This window comes from Pseudomonas sp. GW821-FHT02A11 (genome assembly GCF_059421985.1).
Genome location: NZ_JBWKWB010000001.1, coordinates 482,747 through 494,836 on the forward strand (window position 1 = coordinate 482,747; position 12,090 = coordinate 494,836).

At 61.3% G+C, this 12,090-nt stretch carries 10 protein-coding genes; 7 read left to right on the top strand and 3 right to left on the bottom strand.

Going from position 1 to position 12,090, the window contains the following annotated elements; genetic code table 11:
• Positions 1-210: 210 nt before the first annotated feature.
• The 3 genes from AC07V9_RS02225 to AC07V9_RS02235 form a co-directional block, all read right to left on the bottom strand.
• Positions 211-1,068: an ATPase gene (locus AC07V9_RS02225; RefSeq protein WP_495014052.1), complete on the bottom strand. Its 858-nt coding sequence runs from the start codon at positions 1,066-1,068 to the stop codon at positions 211-213.
• 81 nt (positions 1,069-1,149) lie between these two features.
• Positions 1,150-2,148: an NAD-dependent epimerase/dehydratase family protein gene (locus tag AC07V9_RS02230; RefSeq protein ID WP_495014053.1), complete on the bottom strand. Its 999-nt coding sequence runs from the start codon at positions 2,146-2,148 to the stop codon at positions 1,150-1,152.
• Positions 2,149-2,202: 54 nt separating this feature from the next.
• On the bottom strand, positions 2,203-3,102 hold the full coding sequence (locus AC07V9_RS02235; protein ID WP_495014054.1) for a LysR family transcriptional regulator ArgP: 900 nt from the start codon (positions 3,100-3,102) through the stop codon (positions 2,203-2,205).
• A 108-nt stretch (positions 3,103-3,210) separates the two neighbouring features.
• Here AC07V9_RS02235 and AC07V9_RS02240 point away from each other — a divergent pair, with 108 nt between their 5' ends.
• The 7 genes from AC07V9_RS02240 to AC07V9_RS02270 all read left to right on the top strand — a co-directional run bounded on the left by AC07V9_RS02240 (position 3,211) and on the right by AC07V9_RS02270 (position 12,090).
• Positions 3,211-3,813, top strand: coding sequence for a LysE/ArgO family amino acid transporter (locus tag AC07V9_RS02240; protein WP_495014055.1), 603 nt, complete (start codon positions 3,211-3,213; stop codon positions 3,811-3,813).
• Between the two features lie 374 nt (positions 3,814-4,187).
• On the top strand, positions 4,188-4,784 hold the full coding sequence (locus AC07V9_RS02245; RefSeq protein ID WP_495014056.1) for a superoxide dismutase: 597 nt from the start codon (positions 4,188-4,190) through the stop codon (positions 4,782-4,784).
• Positions 4,785-5,079: 295 nt separating this feature from the next.
• Positions 5,080-7,131, top strand: coding sequence for a putative bifunctional diguanylate cyclase/phosphodiesterase (locus AC07V9_RS02250; RefSeq protein WP_495014057.1), 2,052 nt, complete (start codon positions 5,080-5,082; stop codon positions 7,129-7,131).
• A gap of 171 nt (positions 7,132-7,302) precedes the next feature.
• The gene (locus AC07V9_RS02255) at positions 7,303-8,655 is read left to right on the top strand and encodes an imelysin family protein (protein WP_495014058.1); all 1,353 of its coding nucleotides are present in this window, start codon (positions 7,303-7,305) and stop codon (positions 8,653-8,655) included.
• Positions 8,656-8,903: 248 nt separating this feature from the next.
• The gene (locus tag AC07V9_RS02260) at positions 8,904-9,443 is read left to right on the top strand and encodes a hypothetical protein (protein ID WP_495014059.1); all 540 of its coding nucleotides are present in this window, start codon (positions 8,904-8,906) and stop codon (positions 9,441-9,443) included.
• 124 nt (positions 9,444-9,567) lie between these two features.
• Positions 9,568-10,995: a di-heme oxidoreductase family protein gene (locus AC07V9_RS02265; protein ID WP_495014060.1), complete on the top strand. Its 1,428-nt coding sequence runs from the start codon at positions 9,568-9,570 to the stop codon at positions 10,993-10,995.
• Between the two features lie 30 nt (positions 10,996-11,025).
• Positions 11,026-12,090, top strand: a complete 1,065-nt coding sequence (locus tag AC07V9_RS02270; RefSeq protein ID WP_495014061.1) for an imelysin family protein — start codon at positions 11,026-11,028, stop codon at positions 12,088-12,090.

A 12,090-nucleotide genomic window follows, 5' to 3' on the forward strand; every position in this document is an offset into this window, starting at 1 on the left:
GATTGCTACATTGATGCCCTTCGGGCCTTTCGCGGGCAAGCGCGCTCCTACATTTGTTTAAACGTGCCATGGCCTGACGGACCGAGTTCTTAGCTCTTAAAAGCTGACAACTCGGTGCATCCGATGTGGCACGTTGCAAAAAATGTAGGAGCGCGCTTGCCCGCGAAAGGCCCGAAGGGCATCAATGTAGCGGTGGCCCGTCAACTTCACCTACGGCCGCGCATTGATCTGCTGCGAAAGCGTTTGAATCTGACTCTGCAACGTATTCAGATTCCGCGTCATTTGCCCGCGGAATGCGTCGAACTCCTGGGTACTCGCCCCTGAAGAAGCCCCCGCCGCCGGACGATTGTCCTGCTCGCTCTTGAGCACGATCATGTCCTGCTCCAGCCGCTCGATCGCCTGGCTGTTGTTGCTCTTCTTCAGATTCGCCACATCCGCGCTCAAGCTCTTGAGCTCGGCATCCAGCCGATCCTGCTGACTCTGCGCCGACTTGCCATCCGGCATCGCTGCCTTCAGCGCGGCCAACTCCGTGGTCACGGCCTTGAGCTGATCCTGCAACTGCTGATTGGTTGCCTGCTGTTGCGTTGTCTGCGCGGCAATCAACTCCAGACGCTTGTCCAGACCGCCCTGCAACCCGGCCACGCCCTGCTGCTGTTTGCTCTGATCAGCCAGTTGATCCTGCAACGCCTTGATCTGCGCTTTCAACGCCTCGCCACCGCTGTTGGCCACCGACTCGGTCGCCACCACCTTGCCGGAAATATCCTGCAAACGCCCGGCCGCTTCCTCACTGATGCGTGCGAAGCTTTCCTGCGTCGCGACCAGTTGCTGCTCCATCAACGACACCTGTTGAAAGCTCCACCAACCCAGACCGCAGAATGCGATGAACAGCGCACCGATCAGGGCCCACAAGGCGCCGGTGCCTGGCGCCTTGACCTTGACCACTGGCGTTGTGCGCGAATAGACCGTGGTGCGCTGCCGGGCATCGGGGGTGGGGATGAAGTCGTCGTCATCATCTTTGGCGCTGAGGCTCGGGACGTCATCGACGTCGTCGTACGGATCTTTGCGCATGCGTTTCCCTTTCAAAGCCGTTGAATCTTGGGGGCGGAGTATACCCGCCGAACGTTAGGACCATCGGACGCGCCCGGCATTTTACAGCGCCGTACCGTGCATTGCTTTCCACCAGCCGCAGAACTCGTCCAATGCCGTCCAGATGCTGACCTTGGGCTGGTAATCCAGATAATACTGGGCGCGGCTGATATCAAGGGTGAAATCACGGCTCATGACCTGCATGCCGATCCTGGACAGCGTCGGTTCAGGTCGGCCGGGCCAGAGCATGCACGCCGCCTCGTTGATCGCTGCGGCGCTGTAGCCCAGCCCGTAGGCGCGATAACGCGTGACCGGCGGCAGCTCCATCTTGCGCATGACGTAATTGACGACGTCCCAGATCGGAATCGGCGTGCCGTTGCTGATGTTGTAGGCCTTGCCCAAAGCGGAGCCTGTCGCCAGAAGACTGCTGAGCAGCGCTTCGTTGAGGTTCTGGATGCTGGTGAAGTCGACCTTGTTCAGGCCATTGCCGATGATCGACAGGCGTTTTTTGCTCTGCATCTGCATCAGGCGCGGGAAGATGCTGGTGTCGCCCGCGCCTGTGACGAAACGCGGACGCAGGGCGATGACCTCCAGACCGAACTCTTCGGCGCCGAAAACCTTCTGTTCAGCCAGATATTTGGTGGCGGCGTAATGATTGTGGAAGCGCTTGGGCACCTGCTCTTCGCGAATGTTGAGGTGCGACTGGCCATCGAAATAAATGGAAGGCGATGACAGGTGGACCAGCCGCCGGACCTGCTGCTTGAGGCAGGCTTCGACCACGTTTTCAGTGACCTGCACGTTGCCCTGATGGAAGTCCTGACGCTTACCCCAAGTACCCACCGCGCCTGCGCAATGCACCACGGCTTCGACATCGTCGCACAGGGCCTGCACCAGGTCCGGATCGTTCAGATCGCCCTGAATGACCTCGGCGCCACGCCGCACCAGATGCTCAACGCCTTCTGCGCGACGGCCGTTGACCCGGACGCTCAACCCCTGCTCCAGGGCAAAACGCGCAAAGCGCCCGCCGATGAAACCACTCGCGCCGGTGACCAGAATCTTCATTTACCGCTCCACACTTTCATGAATCAGATAACACTCTTCGATTGCTGATGACGCTCACTGCGCCTTCAGCGGCACCAGCCACTGCCCGGCTTTTTTCGCCAGGTGATCGGTCAGTTGCGTGAGCAGCTGCCCGCCGTTGCGCCAATGATGCCAGTACAAAGGCACATCGATGCAGCGATCGCCGAACAATTCCACCAGCCTGCCGCTGGCCATCTGCGCGCGCACCTGCATTTCGGGCACCAGCCCCCACGCCATGCCCGCTTCGGTCATGCGCATGAACCCTTCGGACGAGGGACACAGATGGTGCTGGAACGCGCCTTCGATCCCCAGCGACGCCATGTAGCGATGCTGTAGGTAATCGTCCGGCCCGAACACCAGCGCGGGGGTCAACGCCAGGGCCTGGGGCGTCACGCCATTTGGAAAATGCCGGGCGATGAACGCCGGGCTGGCCAAGGCACGATAGCGCATGGCGCCCAGCAACAGACTGCGCGCCCCGGCTACCGGGCGTTCGCTGGCACACAGGCAAGCGGCCACCTCACCTGCACGCATGCGCTTGAGGCCGACGTCCTGATCTTCGACCACCAAGTCCGTCAACAAGCGATGTTCGGCGCAGAAATCCCCCACTGCCTGGGCCCACCAGGTCGCCAGGCTGTCGGCGTTGAGCGCGATGCGCAGCCGTTCCGGCACCCCGCCTTCGTCCAGGGCAGGCACCACGCTTTGCAGATCGCGTTCCAGTAAGCGCACCTGTTGCACATGGTTGAGCAGCCGCTGACCGATTTCCGTGGGCGACGGCGGCGTTGCGCGCACCAGCACCGGCTGGCCAACCCGAGCCTCCAGCAGTTTGATGCGCTGCGACACCGCCGATTGCGACAGCCCGAGCACTTGCGCGGCGCGCTCGAACCCCGTTTGTTCCACGACAGCGGCCAACGCTGCGAGCAGTTTGTAATCGAACATCACTTTTCCTAATGAGCAATCAGGATTATTGGTTTTTCTTATACAGGTTAAGCCCCGACAATCGCCACATCATTTCCTTGTGTCATCGTCATCCTGGAGCACGACATCATGTGGCAAAGCTACCTCAACGGACTGTTGGTTGCGTTCGGCCTGATCATGGCCATCGGCACGCAAAACGCCTACGTGCTGGCGCAAAGCCTGCGTCGAGAGCACCATCTGTCGGTAGCGGTGCTTTGCATTTTGTGCGACGTGGTGCTGGTCGCCGCCGGGGTATTCGGGCTGGCTAATGTACTGGCGCACAATCCAACACTGCTCGCGGTCGCACGCTGGGGAGGCGTGGTGTTTCTGTTGTGGTACGGCGCCAAGGCCTTGCGTCGTGCGCTGTCGCTACAAAGCCTTGCGCAAGGCGACGCCAATGGTCAGCGTTCGCGTCGCGCGGTGTTGCTGACTGCGTTGGCCGTGACCCTGCTCAACCCTCATGTTTACCTCGACACTGTGCTGCTGATCGGTTCGCTCGGCGCGCAACAAACCGAACCGGGCGCCTACGTGGCCGGTGCGGCCAGCGCATCGTTGCTGTGGTTCTCTGCCCTGGCCATGGGTGCCGCGTGGCTGGCCCCTTGGCTTGCCCGTCCTGCGACCTGGCGACTGCTGGATCTGATGGTGGCGGTGATGATGTTCAGCGTGGCCGTGCAGTTGATTCGTTCGGCATAAATTAGCTATCTCGACGAACACCTGTGGGAGCGAATTCATTCGCGAGACATCATTGCAGACGACACACCTCTAAGCGTCTGTATGATTTTTTCGCGAATGAATTCGCTCCCACAGATTTCGTGTTCGCGGCAAACAGTCGCGCGACGGACAGCGCCATCAATGACCACCGCGGCGCCGATCACCTCTTTACATCAGTTCCCGCACATCGCTCTGGAACCTCTATCCCACACAGTTGTTGCGTGGTTATGGGCCGGGGCCGGTGCTATGATCCAGCCCCTACGCCGCAAAGAGTAAAAACTCGCCGGCGTATTCTGTCTGGCCGTCCGTGATCGGCCTTGCGCTAACCGCAACCTGACCTGATTAGGAGAATTACCATGGCTTTCGAATTGCCGCCGCTGCCCTACGCTCATGACGCTCTGGCACCGCACATCTCCAAGGAAACGCTGGAATATCACCACGACAAACACCACAACACCTATGTCGTGAACCTGAACAACCTGGTGCCGGGCACCGAGTTCGAAGGCAAGACCCTCGAAGAAATCGTCAAGTCTTCCTCGGGCGGTATCTTCAACAACGCAGCCCAGGTCTGGAACCACACTTTCTACTGGAACTGCCTGGCGCCAAACGCTGGCGGCCAGCCTACCGGCGCGCTGGCTGATGCCATCAACGCTGCGTTCGGTTCCTTCGACAAGTTCAAGGAAGAGTTCAGCAAGACCTCCATCGGCACCTTCGGCTCCGGCTGGGGCTGGCTGGTGAAGAAGGCTGACGGTTCCCTGGCCCTGGCCAGCACCATCGGCGCCGGCAACCCGCTGACCAACGGCGACACCCCGCTGCTGACCTGCGACGTCTGGGAACACGCTTACTACATCGACTACCGTAACCTGCGTCCAAAATACGTCGAGGCGTTCTGGAACCTGGTCAACTGGAAGTTCGTCGCTGAGCAGTTCGAAGGCAAAACTTTTACAGCCTGATACTGCCTGCGTGAAGAAACCCGGCCTGTCCGGGTTTTTTTTCGCGTTCTGTTCTTCCTTTATGTATTGTCAGCCAGCGATAGCGGACTAATATCAGTTTCGATCAGAATCGACGAAACGTCGCTCAAGTTCCACCCTCTGTTTACCGACACAGTACCGACAGCCAACGTTGCCTGCATGCAGTCGTTACCCGTTGAACCGGTCAAGGGTCCTTCAGAACCTTGACCCCGAGCGCTGCATTGCCAATGCTTGCAACCAGTCACCCCGCTATCGGCATGGATGAAGGAATGGCCATTTGAAGCTGGAACTCAAAAACAGCTTGTCGGTGAAGCTGCTGCGTGTGGTGTTGTTTTCGGCGCTGGTCGTGGGCGTTGTGCTCAGTTGCGCACAAATTGTCTACGACGCCTACAAGACCCGCCAAGCCGTCGCCACAGACGCCGAACGGATTCTGGACATGTTCCGGGACCCGTCGACGCAGGCTGTCTATAGCCTTGACCGCGAAATGGGCATGCAGGTCATCGAAGGCCTGTTCCAGGACAAGGCCGTGCGCATGGCGTCTATTGGCCATCCCAATGAGACCCTGCTCGCGGAAAAGACCCGCGACCTCAAGCCTTCCCCGACCCGCTGGCTGACCGACCCGATTCTCGGCCAGGAGCGCAGCTTTACCACGCAGCTGGTCGGCCGCAGCCCCTACAGCGAGTACTACGGCGACCTGCGCATCACCCTGGACACCGCCACGTATGGCGAAGGTTTCCTGATCAATTCGATGATCATCTTCATCTCCGGCGTGCTGCGTGCGCTGGCCATGGGGCTGGTGCTGTACCTGGTTTATCACTGGCTGCTGACCAAGCCGCTGTCGCGCATCATCGAGCACCTGACCAGCATCAATCCCGACCGCCCCAGCGAGCACCAGATTCCGCTGCTCAAGGGTCATGAAAAGAACGAGTTGGGCATCTGGGTCAACACCGCCAATCAGCTGCTGGCATCGATCGAACGCAACACCCACCTGCGCCACGAAGCGGAATCGAGCCTGCTGCGCATGGCGCAATACGACTTCCTCACCGGCCTGCCGAACCGTCAGCAATTGCAGCAGCAACTGGACAAGATTCTGGTGGACGCCGGCAAGGTGCAGCATCGCGTTGCGGTGCTGTGCGTGGGGCTGGACGATTTCAAAGGCATCAACGAGCAATTCAGCTATCAGGCGGGTGACCAGTTGCTGTTGGCGCTGGCCGATCGCCTGCGCAGCCACAGCGGCCGCCTTGGCGCATTGGCTCGCCTGGGCGGCGACCAGTTCGCGCTGGTTCAGGCCGACATCGAACAGCCCTACGAAGCCGCGGAGCTGGCGCAGAACGTCCTCGATGACCTTGAAGCGCCGTTTGCCGTGGACGGCGAAGAGATCCGCCTGCGCGCGACCATCGGCATCACGCTGTTCCCGGAAGATGGCGACAGCACCGAGAAGTTGCTGCAGAAAGCCGAACAGACCATGACCCTGGCCAAGACCCGGTCGCGCAACCGCTATCAGTTCTATATCGCCAGCGTCGACAGCGAAATGCGTCGCCGCCGCGAGCTGGAAAAAGACCTGCGCGAAGCCTTGGTGCGCAACCAGTTTCACCTCGTCTACCAGCCGCAGATCAGCTACCGCGACCAGCGCGTGGTTGGCGTCGAAGCGCTGATTCGCTGGACTCACCCCGAGCACGGCTTCGTGCCCCCGGATCAGTTCATCCCGCTGGCCGAGCAGAACGGCACCATCATCGCAATCGGCGAATGGGTGCTCGATCAGGCCTGCAAACAGCTGCGCGAATGGCACGATCAAGGCTTCACCGACCTGCGCATGGCAGTGAACCTGTCGACCGTACAATTGCACCACTCCGAGCTGCCGCGCGTGGTCAACAACCTGCTGCAGATCTACCGCCTGCCGCCGCGCAGCCTGGAGCTGGAAGTCACCGAAACCGGCCTGATGGAAGACATCAGCACCGCTGCCCAGCACCTGCTCAGCCTGCGTCGCTCCGGCGCGTTGATTGCCATTGATGACTTCGGGACCGGTTACTCGTCCCTGAGCTACCTCAAGAGCCTGCCGCTGGACAAGATCAAGATCGACAAGAGCTTCGTTCAGGACCTGATCGACGACGATGACGACGCCACCATCGTGCGCGCCATCATCCAGCTCGGCAAAAGCCTGGGCATGCAGGTCATCGCCGAGGGTGTGGAGACCACCGAGCAAGAGGCGTACGTCATTTCCGAGGGCTGCCACGAAGGTCAGGGCTACTTTTACAGCAAGCCGCTCCCTGCGCGGGAATTGCTGTCGTACCTGAAACTGGCGCAGCGCACGCATATCGGGGTTTTGTAGCACCAGGCCAACGTCCGGCGCTCCCCTGTATATCTTGTAACAGCTTGAAATATCTCCCCGCCCGCGTCAGGGCGTTTTGCCTTTACACAGAATGCAAATCTTTCGCATTATGTCGCGGCTTTTTATGGCGTTCGCCACCGTTCACACACCTCTTCGACGCAGGATTCCGTCATGATTCGTACGCCCCTGGCTACCGCCAGTCTGCTGGCCATCGCTATCGCTCTGGCCGGTTGTGACCAAGGCAAGGACAAGCCCGCTGCCGCCGCCCCGACTCCCGCTCCGGCCGCCGCCGCGCCAGCCCCTGCTGCTGCGCCCGCAGCCGCCCCGGTGCAGACCAGCGATGCCGCGGCCAAAGTCGTGGTCGCCAACTACGCGAACATGGTCTTCGCAGCCTTCAGCGACGCCGAATCCACTGCGAAAAACCTGAGCACCGCTGTCGACGCCTTCCTTGCTGAGCCCAACGACCAGACCTTGAAGGCTGCTCGCGACGCCTGGCTCGCCGCGCGCGTACCTTACATGCAGACCGAGGTGTTCCGCTTCGGCAACACCATCATCGACGACTGGGAAGGTCAGGTGAACGCTTGGCCACTGGATGAAGGCCTGATCGACTACGTCGCCAAGGACTACCAGCACGCTCTGGGCAACCCGGGCGCGACCGCCAATATCATCGCCAATACCTCCATTCAGGTCGGCGAAGACAAGGTCGATGTCAGCGAAATCACCCCAGAAAAACTCGCCAGCCTGAACGAGCTGGGCGGCGCCGAAGCCAACGTCGCCACGGGTTACCACGCCATCGAGTTCCTGCTCTGGGGTCAGGACCTGCACGGCAACGGCCCGGGCGCCGGCGAACGCCCTGCCAGCGATTACATCGAAGGCGCAGGCGGCACTGGTGGTCATAACGATCGTCGTCGCGCCTACCTGAAAGCCGCTACCGACTTGCTGGTCAGCGATCTGGAAGAAATGGTCGGCAACTGGAAGCCGGGCGTCGCCGATAATTACCGCGCCACGCTGGAAGGCGAATCCGGCGAGAGCGGCCTGCGCAAGATGCTGTTCGGCATGGGCAGCCTGTCCTTGGGCGAGCTGGCGGGCGAGCGCATGAAGGTCGCGCTGGAGGCCAATTCCAGCGAAGACGAGCACGACTGCTTCAGCGATAACACCCACAACTCGCACTTCTATAACGGGCTGGGTATCCGCAACGTTTACCTGGGCGAATACACCCGCGTAGATGGCAGCAAGGTCAGCGGCCCGAGCTTGTCCTCGCTGGTGGCCAAGGCCGATGCTGCCACCGACACCACCCTGCGCGCCGACCTGGATGCCACCCAGGCCAGGCTGCAGGCGATCGTCGATCACGCCAACAAGGGCGAGCACTTCGACCAGTTGATCGCTGCGGGCAACACCGAAGGCAATCAGGTCGTTCGCGACGCCATCGCAGCGCTGGTCAAACAGACCGCTGCCATCGAGCAGGCGGCAGGCAAACTGGGCATCACAGATCTGAACCCGGACAACGCCGATCACGAGTTCTGATCGACAAAGCCGAGCGTCCACCGGGGCGCTTGCCGAGCGCTGAGAAAAGGCCGACCCGTTTGTGGGTCGGCCTTCTTTTTTGCGCATGAAAATACCTTGAAAACCCTATGAAATGGGAGGTTTCTGAAGACCGATCCGGAAGTTCTGTAGGGCATTTCCTGTTCACGCTTTGTCGGATTGAACGCCTCTTATTCGCCACTGATCATGTGCACTTTCTTGACCCCACCCCATCCAGGAGGAGACAGACCGTGCCCAAAAGCAACAAGAAAAGGCGTCGCGTCAGCAAGCTCAAAGCCAACGATTACGGCATCCATCTGCTGGTCGGCTCCAAGGGGCCCAGAGCCTGGAAAGTGACGATCTATCGCGATGGCAGGACCTTCAACCGACTGTTCTCATTCTCTCGCTACGGCGGACGCGAAGCGGCGCGCAAGGCCGCAGATGCCTGTCGTGATCAACTGATGCTCAAGCATCTGCCCAAACTCAGCCGGGACATTCGCCAGCGCGTGATCGCCACCAACACCAGCGGCTATCCCGGCGTGCATTACCGCTGCTACACCGGCATCGCGTATTGGGTGGCGCGCACGACCTTGCGCAACGGCAGCAGCGTGACCAAATCCTTCAGGGTCGATCACTACGGCTACGAACGGGCCAAGGAGCTGGCCATCCGCGAACGCGAGCGCCAACTGGACGGCATCGGCGACTACCGCTCGTTCAAGGTCATTGAAGGCGAGCGACGTCTGATGCAGTTGCTGGTAGCCAACCCGGCGCTGGAAATCGTCGGTATCTAATGGCCGAAAGCTAATTGGTTACAACACGTTTCGAGAGGCGCTTACAACCGCAAATCCCTCTTATTCGTCCAACACGGGGCTGGTAAGCTTGCTCGCCCCGATTTTCCCCCTTTGCAGGATGTGTATGACTGCGCGGCTCCGTTTTTCGCTTTTCCTGCTGGTGGCTTCGGCCGTTGGCGGGTGCGATGACGCCCCGCGTTTTACCGCCGCCGAACCGGGGGAAGCGCAATCCGGTGGCGCCGCGACGGTCAATCGCAGCGACCGAAATGCCTTCTCGCTGCCATCAGGCAACCTGTCGCCAAGCCGTCGCCTGGACTTCAGCGTTGGCAACAGCTTCTTCCGTAATCCTTGGGTCATTGCCCCGTCGACCACCACTGCGCGCGACGGCCTGGGCCCCCTGTTCAACACCAATGCCTGCCAGAACTGCCACATCAAGGACGGTCGCGGCCATCCGCCCGAGCCGGGTGCCGACAACGCGGTTTCGATGCTGGTGCGTCTGTCGATCCCCGATGAGGCTGCCTTTGCCGAGCGCGTGAAACAACTGGGCCTCACCCCCGAGCCGGTGTACGGCATGCAGCTGCAGGACATGGCGATTCCCGGGGTGACGCCCGAGGCCAAGGTGCGTGTCGACTACGACTCGCTGACCGTGCATTTCCGTGACGGCACGCCCGCTCATCTGCGCCGTCCTACCCTGCAGATCACTCAGCTCGGCTATGGGCCGATGCACCCGCAGACCCGCGCTTCTGCCCGAGTCGCACCGCCGATGATCGGCCTCGGTTTGCTCGAAGCGATCCCGCAAGAGGCGATCCTCGCCAACGCCAACCCTGACGACAAGAACGGCACCGGCATCACTGGCACGCCCAACTGGGTCTGGGACGAGGCGCAGCAGAAAACCGTGCTCGGTCGCTTCGGCTGGAAAGCCTCGCAACCCAGCGTCAATCAGCAGAATGCTCATGCGCTGGCCGGTGACATGGGCCTGACCTCCCGCCTCAAACCCGACGACGACTGCACGCCTGCGCAGACCGCCTGCCTCGAAGCGCCCAGCGGCAAGGGCCCGAACGGCGAGCCGGAAGTCAGCGACAACATTCTGCGCCTGATCACCTTCTACACCCGCAATCTGGGCGTGCCTGCGCGGCGCGACGTCAGCGATCCGCAGGTGCTGCAGGGCAAGAACCTGTTCTTCAAGGCCGGTTGCCAGCAATGCCACACACCGCAATTCACCACCGCTGCCGACGCCGCGGAACCCGAGCTGGCCAATCAGGTGATCCGCCCCTATACCGACCTGTTGCTGCACGACATGGGCGAAGGCCTGGCCGACAATCTCAGCGAGTTCGGCGCCAGCGGCCAGCAATGGCGCACCCCGCCGCTGTGGGGCATCGGCCTGACCCAGGAGGTCAGCGGGCATACGCAATTTCTGCACGACGGGCGCGCGCGCAACCTGATGGAAGCCGTGCTGTGGCATGGCGGTGAAGCCTTGCCGGCGCAGCGTCAGGTGTTGGCCTTCGATGCCCAGCAACGGGCGGCGCTGTTGGCGTTTCTGAATTCTCTATAACTGTGTTTTCAAAAAGATAAGGAGCCGGGCATGTTCCGTCCCAAGCTGTTGTTCACCAGCCTCGCCGCGCTTGCGCTGGGTGCCTGTGCGCCCTCGGACCCGCAGGCCGTGACATCGGCGGCCATCGCCAAGCAGGTGATCCTGCCGACCTACAGCCGCTGGGTCGACGCCGACCGGCAACTGGCGGTCAGCGCGCTGGCATTCTGCCAGGGCAAGACCGATCTGGACACCGCCCGCGCCGATTTCCTTCACGCGCAAAAAGCCTGGGCCCAATTGCAGCCGCTGCTGATCGGCCCACTCGCCGAGGGCAATCGCTCGTGGCAGATCCAGTTCTGGCCCGACAAGAAGAACCTCGTCGGCCGTCAGGTCGAGCAGCTGATCACTGCGCAGCCTCAGATCACCGCTGACGCGCTGGCCAAATCCAGCGTTGTGGTTCAGGGCCTGTCCGCCTATGAATACATCCTCTTCGACGCCCAGATCGACATGGCCAGCGCTGAGCAGAAAGCCCGGTATTGCCCGCTGCTGAGCGCCATCGGCGAACGTCAGAAGACCCTGGCCGAAGAGATCCTCACTAGCTGGAACAGCACCGACGGCATGCTCGCGCAACTGAGCAAATTCCCCAACCAGCGCTACGCCGACTCCCACGAAGCCATCGCCGAACTGCTGCGCGTGCAGGTCACGGCGCTGGACACCCTCAAGAAAAAGCTCGGCACGCCACTGGGTCGTCAATCCAAGGGGGTGCCGCAACCGTTCCAGGCCGAGGCATGGCGCAGCAATGCCTCCCTGAGCAGCCTGCAGGCGAGTCTGACGAGCGCGGAAACAGTGTGGTCGGGCGTCGATAACAAGGGCCTGCGCGGCCTCTTGCCCGCCGAGCAGAAACCGCTGGCCGACAAGATCGACGCTGCCTACGCAGAGAGTCGCAAACAGCTGGCAGCGCTGAAGCCCCCACTGGCCGAGCTGCTGGCCACGGATCAGGGCCGCCAGCAGTTGAATGCGTTCTACGACAGCCTTAACGTGGTCCATCGCCTGCACGAAGGCGAACTGGCCAAGGCGTTGGGCATCCAGCTCGGTTTCAACGCCAACGATGGTGACTGA

Coding starts and splice junctions, on each gene's coding strand:
- AC07V9_RS02240 (WP_495014055.1), top strand. CDS start 3,211: ATGTGGCAAAGCTACCTCAACGGACTGTTGGTTGCGTTCGGCCTGATC.
- AC07V9_RS02265 (WP_495014060.1), top strand. CDS start 9,568: ATGACTGCGCGGCTCCGTTTTTCGCTTTTCCTGCTGGTGGCTTCGGCC.
- AC07V9_RS02225 (WP_495014052.1), bottom strand. CDS start 1,068: ATGCGCAAAGATCCGTACGACGACGTCGATGACGTCCCGAGCCTCAGC.
- AC07V9_RS02270 (WP_495014061.1), top strand. CDS start 11,026: ATGTTCCGTCCCAAGCTGTTGTTCACCAGCCTCGCCGCGCTTGCGCTG.
- AC07V9_RS02255 (WP_495014058.1), top strand. CDS start 7,303: ATGATTCGTACGCCCCTGGCTACCGCCAGTCTGCTGGCCATCGCTATC.
- AC07V9_RS02245 (WP_495014056.1), top strand. CDS start 4,188: ATGGCTTTCGAATTGCCGCCGCTGCCCTACGCTCATGACGCTCTGGCA.
- AC07V9_RS02230 (WP_495014053.1), bottom strand. CDS start 2,148: ATGAAGATTCTGGTCACCGGCGCGAGTGGTTTCATCGGCGGGCGCTTT.
- AC07V9_RS02235 (WP_495014054.1), bottom strand. CDS start 3,102: ATGTTCGATTACAAACTGCTCGCAGCGTTGGCCGCTGTCGTGGAACAA.